This window comes from Legionella rowbothamii (genome assembly GCF_900639985.1).
GTDB classification, from domain to species: Bacteria; Pseudomonadota; Gammaproteobacteria; order Legionellales; family Legionellaceae; genus Legionella; species Legionella rowbothamii.
Genome location: NZ_CAAAIM010000004.1, coordinates 235,456 through 253,150 on the forward strand (window position 1 = coordinate 235,456; position 17,695 = coordinate 253,150).

A 17,695-nucleotide genomic window follows, 5' to 3' on the forward strand; every position below is an offset into this window, starting at 1 on the left:
TTATCTAGAGGTTATAAAAATTTTAAATAAAGACATTTAGTTACTGCCATGAAAAGCCATACACTGCTTATTTGTATGTATATTTTGCCTATAATTTTTTTTATAATGTATGGAATTTTAGTGAGGTAGTGCTAAAATATTCTATAAAATCACTATTTTTAAGAGTGACTGATGATCTATTGGACCCCGCGCTTTAGTCGCAAAGTTAAAAGCAAATACATGCAAATTGTGGAGGCGCTAGCAGAAGATATAGAAAATGGTCTGTTAATGAATGGTGCACGCCTGCCTTCACAACGCCAGATTGCTAAAGCGTTGGATATTGATTTAACTACAGTAACCCGTGCATTGAATGAGGCGGCTAGGAGAGGGCTTATTGAGGCCAAAAGAGGGGATGGCACGCATGTCCGGCAGACTAGCCAACAGAAAGAGGGTGTTCAAGTTCCTTCTGAGCTTGATTTGAGCATGAACATCGCACCTCAACCGGATGATTTAAATAAGAAATTTTCTCAAATACTCAATGGGCTTTTACTCAATAAATCCAGTTTTTCTTTGGGATATCAAGAAAGCAATCACTCACAACATCATTTGTATGGCGCATCGTTATGGTTTAAACCCCGATTGGGCTTTATCGACAAAGAGCGAATTGTTATTGCTGCGGGAGCCCAAAATGCATTGTTTTCACTATGTAATCTGCTTTTTAAACCTAATTCGCTTATTTGTGCGGGTGAATTCACTTATCCAGGATTAAAAGCCATAGCGACTAATCAACAATTGAGACTTAAACCATTAGCTATGGATGGCGAAGGAATAATTCCCGCGTCATTTAGAGAACTTTGCACACAAGAGACGCCGGCGGGGATTTACTTAATTCCAACATTGGATAATCCGACAACAGCTATTATGCCTGATACCCGCCGGGAAGAGATTATTGCTATTGCGCGCCAATTTGATGTCAAAATTATTGAAGATGATCCATACATTGCATTGGTGGATCAAGTACACGAGGCGTTTGTAGTGAAAGCTCCTGAACGGACTTGGCACATTTCAACCTTGTCAAAATCGTTAAGCCCATCTTTAAGAGTGGCTTACGTTATTAGTCCAGGATTTCAAGAACGCGAACAATTGGCTGTCATGCTGCGCACAACGTCCTTAATGTTATCTCCCATAACTTTAGCACTGGCAACCACGTTAATTAGTACTGGTGAAGCTGAGAAAATACTTGTTGCGATTAGAAAAGAAATAGAGTCGCGCCAGCTTATAGCTAAAAGAATATTATCTGATTATTCTTTTAATGCCCATCCTTCAGGACATCATCTTTGGCTTTATCTACCCAAACATTTGCAGGCCAGGGATTTTGCCGCTTATGCGCGCCAGTTTGGCCTGGCCATTGTCCCTAGTTATCTTTTTGCTATTGATGAAACGACTCCAGTTAACGCCGTCCGTATTTCCCTGGGCGCGGCAACAACAGAGGCTTTAGTTAAGAAATCATTACAGTTATTAGTTGAATTGATGCAACAATCATTTCTGCCGCAGAATGTCTTGGTATAGGAGAAATAGTTTATGCTTGGTCTCAATGCTTTAGAGCTAGCCCGAATTCAGTTTGGATTTACTATCTCTTTTCACATCATTTTTCCAGCAATTACGATTGGTTTAGCGAGTTATTTAGCGCTTCTTGAAGGTTTATGGCTTTATAAAAAAGAAATTGTCTATCGCGATCTTTATCACTTTTGGTCAAAAATATTTGCTGTTAATTTTGCCATGGGGGTAGTATCCGGTTTGGTAATGGCCTATCAATTTGGTACCAACTGGGCTAATTTTTCTTCTTTTGCCGGAACAATTACCGGGCCCCTGCTCATGTATGAGGTTTTAACCGCATTCTTTCTTGAAGCCGGTTTTTTGGGGGTAATGCTTTTTGGCTGGCATAAGGTTGGACCTGGGCTGCATTGGTTTTCTACAATCATGGTGGCACTAGGAACGCTAATCTCGGCAACCTGGATTCTCGCCTCGAACAGTTGGATGCAAACGCCGCAAGGTTTCACCATTGTAAATAATCAAGTTATCCCTACCTCCTGGCTAGAAGTAATTTTTAATCCTTCTTTTCCTTACCGACTCGGGCATATGGTTGTGGCCGCTTTTCTCACGACTGCTTTATTCGTCGCTGCGTCGGCTGCATGGCATTTGTTAAAGAAAAATAAATCGCGCGCGGTGAAGCTTATGTTTTCAATGGCTTTATGGATGGTTTTAGTTGCGGCACCAGTCCAAATATTTTTAGGTGATCAACATGGTCTAAACACACTTAAATACCAACCTGCAAAAATTGCGGCGATAGAAGGGCACTGGGAAAATAAGCCCAACGAAGCGGTACCTTTAGTGTTATTTGCAATTCCGGATATGGCCGCGGAGAAAAATTATTTTGAATTAGCGGTTCCTCATCTAGGGTCACTTATATTAACGCATCATTGGGATGGTCGGATTCCTGGACTTAAAGACTTTCCTCCAGAGGATAGACCGAATGCAACTATTGTTTTTTGGACGTTTCGATTAATGGTTGGTCTTGGTTTACTCATGCTAGGATTAGGTTTGCTTAGCCTGTATCTACGAGTAAAAAATAGGTTATATACGTCTAAATTTTTCTTGAAATTTGCGTTTCTTATGGGGCCGTCTGGAGTTATTGCCATTCTTGCAGGGTGGTATACAACCGAAATAGGGCGCCAACCTTGGGTTATCTATGGTCTTATGCGCACTAAAGATGCCGTATCTAATCATTCAACACTTACTCTATCTATCTCGCTTATTATTTTCATCCTAGTTTACATGAGTGTTTTTGGTACCGGGATTATGTATTTATTAAGACTAATTGCCCAAGGACCGAAAACTGAAGGGGAAGATGAAGAGCCCGATGTGTTGAATCTACACCGACCAGCACGACCTCTATCTGCAGCCCCTGATAATGTTGATCCAACCTTTAAACCTGGTACAGAGAAGGAGTAAGTAATTATGGGCATTGATCTACCCCTCATTTGGTTTTTGATTATCGGCTTTGGATTAATGATGTACATTATCATGGATGGCTTTGATCTTGGTATTGGCATTCTTTTTCCTTTTATTCCCCATCGCGAGGAACGCGATCTAATGGTGAATACGGTAGCCCCAGTTTGGGATGGTAATGAAACCTGGCTGGTTCTGGGGGGGGTAGGACTTTTAGCTGCATTTCCTAAAGCGTACGCCATTATTCTGACCGCGCTGTATATGCCGCTTATTTTTATGCTTTGTGGACTCATTTGGAGAGGGGTAGCTTTTGAGTTTCGTTTTAAGGCGAAGGAGAATCACAAACCGTTTTGGGACAAAGCTTTTATTGGGGGTTCTTATGTAGCAACCTTTTTCCAAGGAGTTAGTTTAGGGGCCTTTATCAATGGTTTTAAACTGGAATCTCAGGCCCAAGGATTAATTTTTAATGGAGGCAGTCTTGATTGGTTTACACCGTTTAGTCTATTTACTGGTTTTGGCCTGGTTGTGGCTTATGCGCTCTTAGGTTGTACTTGGCTCATTATGAAAACTGAAGGACTATTACAAGAAAAGATGATTCAGATTGCCAAGCCTATTTTAGCTTTACTTTTAGTGGTTATAATCATTGTCAGCATTTGGACGCCTCTCAGCCATGAATACATTGCTGCACGCTGGTTTTCCCTGCCCAACTTGTTTTTTCTGGCCCCCTTTCCATTGTTGGCTTTTGTTGCCGCCTATTATATGTTAAGAAAATTACGTCACGAAACCCATGTTTCTCCTTTTATTCTCACCTTAGTCATTCTTTTTTTGGGGTACATGGGATTAGCCATTAGTCTTTGGCCCAACATTATTCCTCCGAATATTTCAATTCGTGACGTAGCAGCGCCGGAGCAAAGTATGGGGTTTTCCCTTGTGGGCGCCTTATTCATTATCCCGTTTATTCTCGTTTATACTTCTTGGGCTTATTATGTGTTTCGTGGCAAAATAAATTCAAATGAGGGCTATCATTAATGAAAATGCTGTGGTGGAAACGATTGGGCTGGCTCATGTTAATTTGGGGCAGTAGTGTTTGCGTTTTAGCATTAATAGCCCTCTTTTTTCGCTGTTTAATGACTTATGCAGGTTTAAAAACATAGGCGGTTGAAGGGGGAATTAGGGCTTAGGTACCAAATCCTTGGTGAGGGGTAGTTTTTTGCATAGAGCTTTCCTCATCACAAAATTAGTTAACTCCTCCCCTCGAATTTTAACCTGTTGTTCTTTAACCGTAGTAAATCCATATCTTTCAAAAAAAGGCTTAGCCGTAATACTGGCCTCTACAGCTATTTCTTGAAGATTCAGGTTCTGCGCGCAAAGCGCTAATTTTTTTACAATAGCCGCAGCAATACCACGACCTTGATAATCTCGATGCACAAATAATCTATCTAAATAACCTTGGTGCGTTAAATCACCAAATCCAACGATTTGCTGCTTATATTCAGCAACATAAGTTATATTCTCTAATAAAGATTTCCAACGCGTAGTGATTTCCAGATTTGTTTTAGGAGCCCAAGCTTCGAGTTGTGTGATTGAGTAATCCTTTGCATTGATGCTGTGAACGGTATTTTGAAAAAGTACCATGCATTCAATCATATCGGCTTCTTTAAGTTTGCGTAATGTGATAGGTAATTTAGACATGACAGATATTATTTTGAATAAAGAAGTATTGTATTATTCTCCCATTATATTGAATAGGAAAAATAATGAAACGATGTGCTTGGGTAGACGAAAACAAACCTCATTATGTACATTACCATGATACGGAATGGGGCGTTCCGGTACATGATGATATTATACATTTCGAAATGCTCACATTAGAAGGAGCCCAAGCAGGGCTTTCATGGGAAACAATTTTAAAACGACGAGACGCATATCGCTTGGCATTTAAGCAATTCGATCCTCATGCGGTAGTTCAAATGACTGACAACGAGCTAGAAGGATTACTAACTGACTCAAATATCATTCGCAATCGCCTCAAAGTATTTTCTGTTCGAAAAAATGCGCAAGCCTTCCTCGCAATTCAAAAGGAATTTGGTTCCTTCGATACCTACGTTTGGCGATTTGTTAACAATACTCCCAAAATTAATCACCCAAAATCCTTAAAAGAAGTACCTGCATCAACTCCAGAATCCGATGCCTTATCCAAGGATTTAAAGAAGCGAGGTATGAGTTTCGTCGGCTCCACCATCATCTATGCTTATATGCAAGCAATTGGCATGGTTGATGATCACATAACCGATTGTTTTCGTTGTTCGAAATAAAAGATAGCCTCGATGCCAGCTTGTATTAATTGATGAGCAGACATCTCTTCCGCGAGAGGATTATTGAATAAATTGCTTACTGAGCTATATTATGAGTCTTTTTTTAGAAACTAAAAACTTAATTATTAATACACCAGAATTATCTGATTTTAATTATTTATATGCATTACAATCAGATGCTGATGTGATGAAATATATCGGGCAGGGTGTGCGTACAGAAACTGAAGTGATGACTGGCTTAGAGAAAGCTATTGTGCATTATCAAAAACACAATTTTAGTCTTGGGTGTGTATTTGAAAAAGAAAGTGGCGCATTTGTTGGGCGAGCGGGTTTAATTTACCTTGCTTATGACGATGACCAAGCTGATATTGAAATAGGATATGCCTTAACGAAAAATGCCTGGAATAAAGGTTATGGTACGGAGTTGGCTCGGGCATTGATTCATTGGGGATTTCAACATTTAACAATTGAAAGGCTTGTTGGAGTTATTAATCCTAATAATGAAGGTTCAAGACGCGTCCTGGAAAAAACAGGAATGAATTATGTAGGCCGTTCGCACTATTGGAATAATGAGGTAGACTTATACGAAATTTATAAGCCTAGAGAATAGTTTCTATTTAAATGCAAACACTCCAGCAAAACATAACCAATCTCTATGGCTCGCAAGGTGCTAAGTGGATTGCCACTTTACCCATTCTAATAACCACACTTACAAATCATTGGGGTTTACGTGAGGTCATTCCTGTTTCTAATATGACCTTTAATTACGTTGCTAAGGCTATATTAGATACTGGTGAGCCTGTGGTTTTAAAAATTAGTTATGATAGGCAAAGTATTCTCAATGAACAACAAGCCTTAGCCCACTTTGGTCCGGGAGGCTCTATTAAGCTGATTGATTATAATAGCAAGTATAATGCTTTATTACTGCAACAAGCGATTCCTGGGATAACACTTAAATCCCTATACCCAGAGCAGCAAGATTATGTGATGGATTGCTATGTCGAGACTATGCAACGTCTTCACCATAATCAACCCCAGCTTAACCAATCAAATAATCCTCAAGTTGCCGATTGGCTGAATGCATTGGATAATCCTAAATTACAAATACCTGCAATCCTATTAGATAAGGCAGTTGTGTTAAGAAATAAACTTCTTTCCTCATCAAAGCCCCTTATCTTCTTACATGGGGATTTACATCATGACAATATTTTAAAACATGGTAATGAATGGTTGGCAATTGACCCTAAAGGCATTATTGGCGAGGCTGAGTTTGAAATCGCTGCTTTTGATTTTATGTACATTAATGAGCTTGCCACGACAAGCAATGTAAAGGCCCTCTTTTCGAAGCGGGCTGCATTACTCGCACAACAATCAGGGCTTGATGCGCAGCGGATTAATGATTGGGTCTTTGTGCGATTAATATTGATGGCTGCTTGGTGTATTGACGATAATGGTGATCCACGCTGGGCAATAAAATTAGCTAAACTTATTAGTGAGTAAGTTGTCGTAGCCCTGATGCACCGCAGCTTAATCAAGGCCACACAGGTTGTTTAACTTATTTTACGAACATGAATCTTGCGCCCTTTCAATTTACCCTGTTGTAAATAGTCATAGGCTTTGTCGACATGGTTGCGGTGAATTGCAACATAGGACTGCATGGCAGTGACATTAATTTTACCGATCGTGGTACCTGCTAAGCCCGCATCTTTGGTTAATGCACCAAGAATGTCCCCAGGTCGAATTTTATCTTTTTTACCAGAGGCAAGGCATAGAGTAACCATTTCTGGTACTAATCGAGTAGATTGACTGGTGGCAAACTCATCCCTGTTTCCCCAGACAATAGGGGAAGCCTGGTTCTCTTCAATAGCACAAAGTCGTTGTGCATCGGCAGGCGTGGTAATACTTAACGCAATACCTTTATTCCCAGCTCGCCCAGTGCGGCCAATACGATGAATATGAACATCAGGATCAAAGGCAAGATCAAAATTAATAACAGCCGGAAGCTCCTTAATATCAAGGCCTCGAGCGGCAACATCGGTTGCAACTAGGATAGAACAACTTTGGTTTGCAAAACGCAAGACGGCCAGATCACGATCTACTTGTTCCATATCTCCATTCAAAGCGATGGCACTAAAGCCTTCATGAATGAGTTGCTCGGTTACATCTGTTGTTTGCTGTTTGGTATTACAGAAGATGAGCGTCGAACTGGGTTGATGATGCAGCAATAAGGATTTTAATACAGAAAATTTCTGACCTTGTTTTTCCACCTCATAAAAACGTTGTTCGATATCAATTTCATCATGTGGGGTTTCCACATGGACCTCTTTGGGGTTCTTCATAAACTGCTTTGACAGTTGTTTGATTTCATCAGGATAGGTTGCAGAAAAAAGTAGGGTTTGACGTTGTTTGGGGGTGGCGGAAATGATGCTGGTGATGTCATCCAAAAAACCCATATCCAGCATTCTATCTGCTTCATCTAAAACTAAAGTTTTTAGCTGGCTCAAGTCTAGTGAGCCGCCTTTTAAATGTTTAAGAACTCGACCTGGGGTTCCTACAATGATGTGAGCGCCATGTCTTAATGAATCCAGTTGTGGCTTCATCGGAATGCCACCTGACAAATTAATAATTTTAACATTAGGCATTAAACAGGCTAAGCGACGAATTGCCTGGCTTACTTGTTCTGCCAGTTCGCGGGTAGGGCAAAGCACCAATGCTTGTGCACCAAAAAACGAAATTTTTAAATTATTTAGTAGGGACAAACCAAAGGTCGCAGTCTTTCCACTGCCGGTTTTTGCTTGAGCAATAATATCCTCATTGTTAAGGATTATGGGCAGACTTTGCATTTGTATGGGCGTCATATTTTCGTAATTTAACGAATGGAGGCTCTTTAATAATTCTTCGCGCAGCGGTAACTGAGAGAACAAGGGGAGTTCAGATTGGATCATTGAGGGCACTTATGTCTTATATAAAGGGTATAGATTAACATTTTTTAGTTCAATATTAAATCAATTTGTTTTGGGAAATTGAATATTTATCAGATTAATAGCCTATTTAAATAATCTAAAAATTTGAAGTTGAATGCTAATTGTTGCAAATAATGTTAAAATTGCACAAAAAGAACAAATAGATTTAATTGTGCACATCGTGTTTTGAGAGGCTGGGTTAATGTTAGAAGTAAAAAGTTTAAGTATGCTGTTTGGACCAAAATCGTTATTCCAAAATGTGGATTTGACCTTATTGCCTACGCAACGTTATGGGGTAGTTGGTGCCAATGGCACAGGAAAGTCTACTTTTTTAAAAATATTGTCAGGCGAAGAACAAGCATCACATGGCACAGTCGAAAAAGCTAAAATTCACAAAATAGGTATTTTGAAGCAAGATCACTTTCGTTATGAGCAAGATCGTCTTATTGATGTGGTGATTCGTGGAAATCCTGTTTTGTGGGATGCTCTTACAGAGAAAGAGAGCTTATATTCTAAAGAAGAGTTTACCGAGGAAGATGGCTTTCGCTTGAGTGAATTAGAAGAAATAGTAATGAATCAAGGGGGATATGAAGCTGAGGCCACCGTAAAAAATTTGTTGCTTGGCTTAGGTATTGCGGAAAAGTTTCATTATGGTCCTTTGAGCGCTTTGTCAGGCGGTTACAAATTACGTGTTCTATTAGCACAAGTTCTTTATCAACAACCCGATATCATGTTGCTCGATGAACCAACCAACCACTTGGATATTGTATCGATTGCTTGGTTGGAAGAGTTCTTAAAAACATCATTTAAAGGATTATTGATTTTTATTTCTCATGACCGAAGTTTTCTCAATAATACTTCCACGAATATCCTTGATATTGATTATGATACGATTCTGGATTACCCAGGAAATTATGACAAATTCTGTTTTTCTAAAGAAGAACGTTTACGTTTGAAACAAAGCGAACTGAAAAACCAGGAAAAACGAATTGATGCATTGCAAGGTTTTGTTGATCGCTTTGGTGCAAAAGCGAGTAAAGCAAGTCAGGCCGCTTCACGACAAAAAATGATTGATCGCATTGAGTTGGTTGAGATTAAAGACTCTAATATTTTCAAACCCTATTTTAATTTCCAACAAAAAAAATCGTCAGGCAAGGTGGTAGTCAAAGTAGACCAGTTACACAAAAAATTTGATGAGCGAGTATTATTAAAAAATGTATCGCTTACCATTCAACGTGGCGATAAATGTGCCATCATCGGGCCAAATGGTATTGGAAAATCGACGTTCCTAAAAATTTTATTAAAAGAGTTACATGCAGATCAGGGCAATTTTGAATGGAGCGACACGGTAAAAGTTGGTTATTTTGCTCAGGATTATCGAACCCAATTGAATCCAGAACAAACTATTTTGCAATGGATGGAAGACCATATAGCCGCACCAAGCCAGGAAATCAGAAAGGTACTTGGTCAGGTATTATTTCGTGGAGCTGATGTTGATAAGAAAATTGGCGTATTAAGTGGGGGAGAGTCCGCTCGCTTAATTATGGCCAAATTAATTTTAGAAAAACATAATGCATTGATCTTTGATGAGCCAACCAACCATTTAGATCTTGAGTCAATCGATGCCTTAATCGAAGCCATTCAACTGTTTCCTGGAACCGTATTATTTGTCAGCCATAATCGTTATTTTATTGATGATATTGCAACCCGCATTATTGTGTTAACTGAACAATATGGAGTGCAAGATTTTCTGGGTAATTATAATGATTATTTGGAACAGTATGGAAAGGATTATCTGGCAACAGCATAAGCTACTCACTGAAACTGAATGGAAAATTGGGTAGTAAAGCGTTGGCTGGGAGGTAAAGCCCAGCCAACACAGTTTGTTTTACTCTCCCGATGCGGGGCTTTATCACCCAGCCGATATTCTGAAACAGCATCAAGGGAACTTCGCGGAAGAAACACGCTATTTTGTGGAGCACCTCTTGAGTTTAACCAGCTTATCAGCTTAAGATATCCGCTTGGTAATTTTAAAATACCGAACGGTTATTGCTCAACAAGTGAATTTATAATGCAATCAGAAGAACTATCAAATAAAATATTAGAGGCCTCAAACTTATCTGATGAAGAACTACATGCTCAAGCTAATCAGTATATAGGTGAATTTAATCAACTTATCTCCCAGAGCCTGCCTTCCGTAATATCTGAGATTATTGAACGAGAGGTTTGGACTAAAAGAGCTAAGCCCTACGAAAACTTTGGGGAATATGCTCTTGATAAATCATCAGACGGCTTAGGCATTACTAACAATGAAATGTTGTGGTTATTACGCTCGGCTATGAATGTAAATACGCAACATGTAGCTCATTGGGGAGATGTTTTGAGTAGGGTAGATAACACAGTCAGAACGTATGCAAGAGAGAATAAAATCTCTATTAAAGATTTGAATAATGATCTTAGAGAGCAAGATACTCTGAATCCAGAGCTGTCTCTGGAAAATACCATTACGTATTTACCATCTCATTCGCGCTCAATAGATGGCCAACTTTTGAAGTTAATGAAGAAAGATCCCGATGCCTATGAAAATGTAGTACAGGGAAAAATGAATATAAACGAAACTTATGTCAAAGCTTCCAGAAAACAATATCAACCAATTGAAACAATAAAAAATAAGTTTTTTAACTTGTCTCAATCAGATCGTGAGGCTTTTTTGGCATGGCTTGAACAAGAAAAAGAAAACCTTCAAAGCTAGACTTTACATCGTATATACCTTCCTAAATGTTTCTCCAGTATAAACGAAACCTTGATGTCGCGTAGCGTAATCAAGGTTTCGATGCATATCGTCCTACCAGCTGAGCAATAAAAATGGCTAGATAGGCTTGGCCGCAGAAGGCTTCCATCCAAGATAAGCATTGCATGATAGGAGTTGTAGCGACTACATCGCCATATCCCACTGTAGTTAGGGTGATGAAGGAGAAATAAATTGCTCGGGTATTGGCATAGGGCTCTAAGCCTGACATTGCTTGGGGATATATTAAATAAACAAGTAAGTATAAATAGGCAAAAGTTAAGCCGATAAACAGATAAGCAGAGAGAGAACCAAATAAGGTGGTAATGCTAATGGTTTTATCTTGTAACGTCAGTTTGATACAAGTAACCGTCATTAATAGGAAAAAAAGTAATCCGAAAAGTAGTTTTAAAAAATGATCTGGAAAACTTATTATCCATAGGTTCACCGCAATCAGGGCTATTTCTAACAGACCTAAAATAAATAAACCATGAATAAATTTTTCCTTATGTGCGGCAATTGCTACCAAACTGACAATAATTAGGGTAATTAAAAACAAATCTGCAAAGGGGGCTATACTTGTTTGTGCTTCAATAGCTCGGAACAAACAAAAAGCTAAAATAACCAAGAATAAAAAAAGGAAACGCCATTTCTTTATAAGAGCCATCATCAATAATCCATTAGTTAAGCGCTACCTATTGAAAATTATAGATTCTAATTAGTAAAACTATTACTTATCATGAAGAAATGAAAACGGAGGTTGATTTTTTCACTATATTTATTTTTTTAATCCATATCCTGTTTTAAAAATCCATCCGATAATTGCTAGACAAAGTACTGTAAAAGCTAAAATCATGGTGATACTAATGGTAATACTCACATCACTGTGCTCGTAAAAGCTCCAACGAAATCCACTTACCAAATAGACGACTGGATTGGCTAGTGAAATTTGATACCAGAATGGGGGCAGCATATGAATGGAATAAAAACTACCGCCAAGAAAGGTGAGCGGGGTTATGATGAGAAGAGGAATTAATTGTAATTTCTCAAAGCCATCGGCCCATATGCCAATGATAAAGCCAAGCAGACTAAAGGTCACACTGGTCATAATTAAAAAGAAGGTCATCCATAGCGGGTGCGCAATATGTAGCGGCACAAAAAACCAGGCAGTGGCGAGCACAATCACGCCAATGATCACTGATTTCGTTGCCGCAGCTCCCACATAACCTAACATTATTTCGACAAAAGAAAGAGGGGCGGAGAGAATTTCATAGATGGTACCAGTAAAACGCGGAAAATAAATGCCAAATGAGGCATTGGACACACTTTGGCCTAAAATGGTTAGCATAATAAGGCCTGGAACAATAAAAGCACCATAGGGTATCTCATTAATCGCTTGCATGTGAGAGCCGATGGCAGACCCAAACACAATAAAATAGAGGACCGTTGAGATAACAGGGGAGGCAATACTTTGTCCTAGCGTACGGAACATGCGCGCCATTTCAAATGTATAAATTGCCCTAACACCACGTAGATTCATTTTTCCCCCAACAATCCAATGAAGATTTCTTCTAAACTGCTTTGATGACTATAGATATCTTTTGGTCGTATGCCATGTGATTTTAGATTATCTAGTACATCTGAAATATCATTATCCGCTTCAACATCATAGGTCAAAATCAATTTACCGCCATTGTCGTCTTGCTCTAGTGTTAAGGGATAATTTTTTAAGCCGGCTGGTATGCTTGCTAATGGCTCGCGTAGCACGAAAATCATCTGCCGTTTACCCATTTTATGCATCAGGGTGTTTTTGTCTTCGGTGAGAATTAAATTGCCTTTATTGATAATTCCCACACGGTCGGCCATTACCTGCGCTTCTTCGATATAGTGTGTGGTGAGAATAATTGTAATCCCTGTTTCGCGTAAGGTGCGTACTTGCGCCCACATGGATTTCCGCAACTCCACATCGACACCTGCTGTAGGCTCATCAAGAAAGAGAATTTGGGGTTCGTGGGATAGTGCTTTGGCGACCATGACGCGGCGTTTCATCCCACCTGACAAATGTTGAAGCTGTGAGTCTTTTTTATTCCAAAGTGAGAGACGCTTTAATAGTTCTTCAATATATAAAGGATTCTTGGGTTTGCCAAATAAACCGCGGCTAAAACTAACGGTATCCCATACGGTTTCAAATGCATCAGTCGTGAGTTCTTGAGGGACTAAACCCACCACGCTGCGTGCCTGTCGGTATTGGCGGATGCGTGACGGTACCATTAGTGGGTTGTACAATGCCGCAAATCGCATTAATGAGCGTAGTTTTCCCCGCTCCATTTGGTCCAAGCAAGGCAAAAATCTCGCCCTGACGAATTTCAAGGTTGATATCTTCTAATGCCTTAAAACCATTTTCATAAATCTTTTGCAGCGCGTTAATTGAAATAGCAATATCATTTTGCATGAACAGCTGTGCTCCTTACATCTTAAGGATAATTTATGAAATAACATAGGATTATATGCTACCTTCAAATTCAGTTACTAGTCATTATGTAACTAACTAATAATAAAAAATATTTGGCACTAATTGGGGCTATGAATATGCTGGACTTTACAGCTCAGTTTACTTTCCTTGAGTGCTTATATTTTAAAAGTTCGTTGCTGATGCGTATGATTTTTCTATAATTATCTTGAAATTAGAACCAACCATCCCTATATACTGTTTATCTCTTATCATTAAATTTAAAATTTTTTTAATTCAAAAGTTAATTTAAATTAAGAGGATTTAAGCTATGTCATCAGTTCAAATAACATTTCGTTCTGTTTCATACTCATCGGCAATTGAAATGCCGTCCTGTTAAGACGATTTTATTGAGAGATAAAAATTATCGATTGCTAATCGATGTTCCATTTTAACTATCTGAAGCAACCAGGAGTTGTATGCATAAATTAGGAGCGAAGTGCTATGAAAGAAAATAAGAAAATAAGAAACCAATACGAATACCCTAATTTTATGGATTGTGCGCTTGCCATTCATGGGTCGGTCACTCCCAGAGTATTTACAAAGGTTATAGCGGTATTTTTTTATGCGTGTTTTATTTCTACGTTAAGTATTTTTATCCCTGATTTGGCTCTTCCTATAAGCCCTTTTGAGTATGCTGGGGTAATTATGGGTTTAATTTTAGTTTTTCGTGTAAATGCAGGATACGACCGCTGGTGGGAGGCAAGAAAACTATGGGGGACTGTGGTTAATTGCAGTAGAAATTTGGCAATTATCATAAGAAGTTACGTAGATCCCTCAAATAGAGGCGAGATAGATAAAATGCTCGACCTAGTTGCAGCAATGCCTTATCTGATGAAGAATAGTCTTCGGGGAAGTAACTCTATAGAAGAGGTCAAACATTTATTGTCTGACGAGACCTATGCTGAATTGCAGGAGTGGCAACATAAACCTAATTTTATTTCGGCAAAACAGGCTTCAATTTTGTCGCAGATGCAAGAAAGCGGTAAATTAAATCAGTTTTCTTTTTTGAAAGCAGAAGAGGTTCGTGAAATAATTATTGATTGCCAAGGCGCCTGTGAACGGATCCTAAAAACGCCTATGCCTTTTGTAATGGCAATCAAATCACGTCGATTTATTCTTTTATTTTTGATTATATTGCCTGCGGCTTTAGTTAATTATTCGCCATATATTAGCCCTCTCGTCGTGACTTTGGTCGCCTATGCTCTTTTTTCATTAGACCAAATAGGCGTTGAGCTACAAAACCCCTTTTCAATTGAGAATTTAAGTCATTTACCTCTGAATGATATCTGCAAGACCATAGAGAGGAACGTAATGGAAATTAAAAAAAACAACATAAATAATTAAATATTGAGATTGGAGTATCTATGAAAACGATTGGAAAAAAAGAACAACATAACATCACCCCGGATCAAGCAATAGATTTGCTGCACAAGGGAAATCAACGATTTGTTCAAAACTTACGATTTAATCGAAATTTATTGCAACAAGTAAATGAAACAGCGGATGGACAATACCCTTTTGCCACAATTTTAAGTTGTATTGATTCGCGAACACCAGCAGAATTGATATTTGACCAAGGTCTGGGAGATATTTTTAGTATTAGGATTGCGGGTAACATTGTAAATGAAGATATTCTCGGTAGTTTAGAATTTGCATGCAAAGCAGCAGGGTCGAAATTAATAGTAGTGCTAGGTCATACCAATTGTGGCGCAATAAAAGGGGCTTGTGATGATGCTCAGCTAGGCTCTTTGACTCAGCTTTTGGAAAAAATAAAACCTGCAATACAGCAGGAAAAAACATTCAAAGAAAATCGAAACGGGGCTAATCTCGCTTACGTCAATGAAGTTGCCCGAATTAATATCAAAAATAGCATTCAAAATATTTTAAACAAAAGTAGCATTATAGCGGAGCTAAAGGAGCAAGAAACCATTAAAATTATTGGTGGTTTGTACGATGTGTCCTCTGGAGAGGTCTTATTTTTTGACGAGTAAATAAAGTCGGGCTTACTTTTATCGAAAAAACCTTAGTTTTTGCAATTTAAAGGAGATTTAGATGAAAAAGAAACTACTCCCTATTTTAATCGCAGCTCCTCTTATCACGATGATATCAGCAGGAGCTATAGCACTTGAGGCGAAGCACAATAATCAAGTGCAAAAGAGCAATGCGCAAGGACCTATGGATCCTTTTGATAACGATCCCTTCTTTCAATCATCGGATGATGTTTTAAAGCAAATGGCTCAAATGCAACGAGTTATGGATCAATTTATGAAAAGCCAGTTTTCACAAATGCAACATCACTTGGCGAATCAACCGAATCAAATGCCATTTGGTAGTACAAATACCGTTGAAATTAAAGAAAGTAAAAATGAGATTATCTATAAAATAAAACTACCCAAAGCAGGGAATAGTAAAGTGGATGTCTCTGTTAAAAAGGGGCAGCTAATCGTGAGTTCAAACGTAACCCAGCAAATTACGCGAGACCATGATAATAGCAAAAGTGTAAGCTACTCCCAGAGCAATTACCGTCAGGCATTTCAATTACCTCAAGGCTATGATCCAAATTCTATGACTACAAAGACGAAAGATTCAAATTTAATTGTTACTTTCAAAAAATCAATCGTGAATTCTTCAGTGCTCTAAGAAGAGTTCAAACTATAGTAACGCCATTTTATGGCGTTACTTGCTAAGAGGAAGTAATTTAATGACGCCTACTTTTTTTATGTTTGGTTTTGGCTACACTGCCACTCGGCTCGCACACCAGCTGCTTTCGCTAGGTTTTGATGTGGTGGGAACAACACGTCAAGAAAGGAAAAAAGTAATGAGTCATCCTCCTGCAATCAGGCTTATTGATTTTAATGCTCCTGATATTGAAAACTACCTCAGTGAATCGACTCATCTTTTAATTAGCATCCCACCTGTAGCGGGGGGGGGCGATTACGTATTATCACATTATTCAGAATTGATTAGACGACATGCCGCACATATTGAATGGGTAGGCTATCTTTCTTCTACTGGGGTCTATGGTGACTATCAAGGAAATTGGGTTGATGAAGAAAGTATTTGTAGACCACAGAGTGCATCTGGAATTTTACGTAAGGAAGCTGAAAAGGCATGGTTCTCTTATGCAAAAGACAACCAGCTTCCTTTACACATTTTTAGATTAGCGGGAATTTATGGACCCGAACGAAATCCGCTCGAACGGATCCAGTCTGGGAAAGAATACAGTATTTATAAAGAAGGCCAGGTGTTTTCACGTACCCATGTTGACGATATTGCTTCGGTGCTTCTTGCTTCAATAAAGAATCCACATCCGTTATCCATCTATAATGTAGCTGATGATGAACCGGCCGCATCTTATGTGGTTGATGCATATGCAGCTTCCTTACTTAAGCGGTCCCCTTTACCTTTAATCTCGTTTGAAGATGCTTCAATATCACCCAAAGAACAGGAGTTTTATTTAAGTAATCGTCGTGTATCTAATGCAAAGATAAAAAGGGAGCTTAATATCGCTTTGCACTTTCCTACATACCGTGAGGGACTAACACAACTATGGAGGCAAGATTTTGAACAAAAAAAACGGGATTAAATTAATTCTTTGGATTTTATCCTTTGAATTAATGGGTATTTTCTTAGGTTTATTAACTAAAGAAAATATTCATTCTTGGTATGAGGGGCTTCATAAATCAATTCTAACTCCTCCGGGTTGGGTTTTCTCTGTGGTTTGGCCGATATTATATGCATTTCTCGCGATTGTGGGGGTTCGATTATGGCAAAACAGGGGTAAACCTCAAATTAAAAACGTATTTAATCTTTATCTAGTACAACTCACTATGAATTGGCTCTGGACGCCATTCTTTTTTCAGTTGCATTGGCTAGGATTTAGTTTTTTATGGATAATCGTCATGGTACTTTTGAATGCATTTTTAATTATTAAAATTAGGGAAATAGTGCTTAGGTTACTATTAATACCTTATCTTTTGTGGCTCATTTTTGCCAGTTATCTTAATGGGGTTATATGGGTTCTCAATCCCTAAACATAAGTCGGGTCCATGGCCCGACGTTCCTTTGTCCAATTCATTCGTACTGTTTTCCTGATTTATTGATCCTAGGATTTGTTACAAATAACGTC

The 17,695-nt window shown here is 38.7% G+C and carries 20 protein-coding genes; 14 read left to right on the forward strand and 6 right to left on the reverse strand.

The window, feature by feature from the left end; genetic code table 11:
• Nucleotides 1–171 precede the first annotated feature (171 nt).
• Genes E1P08_RS09190 through E1P08_RS09205 form a run of 4 tightly spaced genes read left to right on the forward strand, consistent with a single transcriptional unit; the run spans nucleotide 172 to nucleotide 4,142 of the window.
• Nucleotides 172–1,548, forward strand: a complete 1,377-nt coding sequence (locus E1P08_RS09190; RefSeq protein WP_133136733.1) for an aminotransferase-like domain-containing protein — start codon at nucleotides 172–174, stop codon at nucleotides 1,546–1,548.
• A 12-nt stretch (nucleotides 1,549–1,560) separates the two neighbouring features.
• Complete coding sequence (locus E1P08_RS09195) at nucleotides 1,561–2,991, forward strand: cytochrome ubiquinol oxidase subunit I (RefSeq protein WP_133136734.1); 1,431 nt, start codon at nucleotides 1,561–1,563, stop codon at nucleotides 2,989–2,991.
• Nucleotides 2,992–2,997: 6 nt separating this feature from the next.
• On the forward strand, nucleotides 2,998–4,017 hold the full coding sequence (cydB, locus tag E1P08_RS09200) for a cytochrome d ubiquinol oxidase subunit II (RefSeq protein WP_133136735.1): 1,020 nt from the start codon (nucleotides 2,998–3,000) through the stop codon (nucleotides 4,015–4,017).
• 5 nt (nucleotides 4,018–4,022) lie between these two features.
• Entirely contained in the window at nucleotides 4,023–4,142 is a 120-nt protein-coding gene (locus E1P08_RS09205; protein ID WP_278042715.1) for a DUF2474 domain-containing protein, read from the forward strand.
• A 16-nt stretch (nucleotides 4,143–4,158) separates the two neighbouring features.
• Here E1P08_RS09205 and E1P08_RS09210 read toward each other — a convergent pair whose 3' ends face one another.
• Nucleotides 4,159–4,680 carry a GNAT family N-acetyltransferase gene (locus E1P08_RS09210; protein ID WP_207387350.1) on the reverse strand — a complete coding sequence of 174 codons (522 nt, stop codon included), beginning with the start codon at nucleotides 4,678–4,680 and terminating at the stop codon, nucleotides 4,159–4,161.
• A 65-nt stretch (nucleotides 4,681–4,745) separates the two neighbouring features.
• On the opposite strand from E1P08_RS09210, the gene E1P08_RS09215 reads away from it, so the two are divergent.
• From E1P08_RS09215 to E1P08_RS09225, 3 genes are all read left to right on the forward strand, one after another.
• Entirely contained in the window at nucleotides 4,746–5,303 is a 558-nt protein-coding gene (locus E1P08_RS09215) for a DNA-3-methyladenine glycosylase I (RefSeq protein ID WP_133136737.1), read from the forward strand.
• Between the two features lie 91 nt (nucleotides 5,304–5,394).
• On the forward strand, nucleotides 5,395–5,913 hold the full coding sequence (locus tag E1P08_RS09220) for a GNAT family N-acetyltransferase (protein WP_133136738.1): 519 nt from the start codon (nucleotides 5,395–5,397) through the stop codon (nucleotides 5,911–5,913).
• An 11-nt stretch (nucleotides 5,914–5,924) separates the two neighbouring features.
• Nucleotides 5,925–6,803 carry an aminoglycoside phosphotransferase family protein gene (locus E1P08_RS09225; RefSeq protein WP_133136739.1) on the forward strand — a complete coding sequence of 293 codons (879 nt, stop codon included), beginning with the start codon at nucleotides 5,925–5,927 and terminating at the stop codon, nucleotides 6,801–6,803.
• Nucleotides 6,804–6,853: 50 nt separating this feature from the next.
• On the opposite strand, the gene dbpA is transcribed toward E1P08_RS09225, so the two are convergent.
• A complete protein-coding gene (gene dbpA / locus E1P08_RS09230; RefSeq protein ID WP_133136740.1) occupies nucleotides 6,854–8,248 on the reverse strand; it encodes an ATP-dependent RNA helicase DbpA in 1,395 nt (464 codons plus the stop codon).
• 220 nt (nucleotides 8,249–8,468) lie between these two features.
• Here dbpA and E1P08_RS09235 point away from each other — a divergent pair, with 220 nt between their 5' ends.
• Together E1P08_RS09235 and E1P08_RS09240 are read left to right on the forward strand one after the other, a co-directional pair.
• Nucleotides 8,469–10,076, forward strand: a complete 1,608-nt coding sequence (locus tag E1P08_RS09235) for an ABC-F family ATP-binding cassette domain-containing protein (RefSeq protein WP_133136741.1) — start codon at nucleotides 8,469–8,471, stop codon at nucleotides 10,074–10,076.
• An 18-nt stretch (nucleotides 10,077–10,094) separates the two neighbouring features.
• On the forward strand, nucleotides 10,095–11,018 hold the full coding sequence (locus E1P08_RS09240; RefSeq protein WP_242602416.1) for a DinB family protein: 924 nt from the start codon (nucleotides 10,095–10,097) through the stop codon (nucleotides 11,016–11,018).
• A 70-nt stretch (nucleotides 11,019–11,088) separates the two neighbouring features.
• On the opposite strand, the gene E1P08_RS09245 is transcribed toward E1P08_RS09240, so the two are convergent.
• From E1P08_RS09245 to E1P08_RS17640, 4 genes are all read right to left on the reverse strand, one after another.
• On the reverse strand, nucleotides 11,089–11,724 hold the full coding sequence (locus tag E1P08_RS09245) for a potassium channel family protein (protein ID WP_133136742.1): 636 nt from the start codon (nucleotides 11,722–11,724) through the stop codon (nucleotides 11,089–11,091).
• A 108-nt stretch (nucleotides 11,725–11,832) separates the two neighbouring features.
• Nucleotides 11,833–12,594, reverse strand: a complete 762-nt coding sequence (locus E1P08_RS09250; protein WP_133136743.1) for an ABC transporter permease — start codon at nucleotides 12,592–12,594, stop codon at nucleotides 11,833–11,835.
• On the reverse strand, nucleotides 12,591–13,283 hold the full coding sequence (locus E1P08_RS09255; RefSeq protein ID WP_207387351.1) for an ATP-binding cassette domain-containing protein: 693 nt from the start codon (nucleotides 13,281–13,283) through the stop codon (nucleotides 12,591–12,593). Before E1P08_RS09255 ends, E1P08_RS09250 begins: the two co-directional genes overlap by 4 nt.
• A complete protein-coding gene (locus tag E1P08_RS17640; RefSeq protein WP_207387352.1) occupies nucleotides 13,249–13,506 on the reverse strand; it encodes an ATP-binding cassette domain-containing protein in 258 nt (85 codons plus the stop codon). Before E1P08_RS17640 ends, E1P08_RS09255 begins: the two co-directional genes overlap by 35 nt.
• Before the next feature lie 501 nt (nucleotides 13,507–14,007).
• Here E1P08_RS17640 and E1P08_RS09260 point away from each other — a divergent pair.
• The 5 genes from E1P08_RS09260 (at nucleotide 14,008) to E1P08_RS09280 (ending at nucleotide 17,600) form a co-directional block, all read left to right on the forward strand.
• Nucleotides 14,008–14,910, forward strand: a complete 903-nt coding sequence (locus E1P08_RS09260) for a bestrophin family protein (RefSeq protein ID WP_133136744.1) — start codon at nucleotides 14,008–14,010, stop codon at nucleotides 14,908–14,910.
• 20 nt (nucleotides 14,911–14,930) lie between these two features.
• Entirely contained in the window at nucleotides 14,931–15,557 is a 627-nt protein-coding gene (locus E1P08_RS09265) for a carbonic anhydrase family protein (protein WP_133136745.1), read from the forward strand.
• A gap of 61 nt (nucleotides 15,558–15,618) precedes the next feature.
• On the forward strand, nucleotides 15,619–16,206 hold the full coding sequence (locus E1P08_RS09270; RefSeq protein WP_133136746.1) for an Hsp20/alpha crystallin family protein: 588 nt from the start codon (nucleotides 15,619–15,621) through the stop codon (nucleotides 16,204–16,206).
• A gap of 61 nt (nucleotides 16,207–16,267) precedes the next feature.
• Complete coding sequence (locus E1P08_RS09275) at nucleotides 16,268–17,152, forward strand: SDR family oxidoreductase (protein ID WP_133136747.1); 885 nt, start codon at nucleotides 16,268–16,270, stop codon at nucleotides 17,150–17,152.
• Nucleotides 17,130–17,600: a TspO/MBR family protein gene (locus E1P08_RS09280; RefSeq protein ID WP_133136748.1), complete on the forward strand. Its 471-nt coding sequence runs from the start codon at nucleotides 17,130–17,132 to the stop codon at nucleotides 17,598–17,600. Before E1P08_RS09275 ends, E1P08_RS09280 begins: the two co-directional genes overlap by 23 nt.
• Nucleotides 17,601–17,695: the final 95 nt, after the last annotated feature.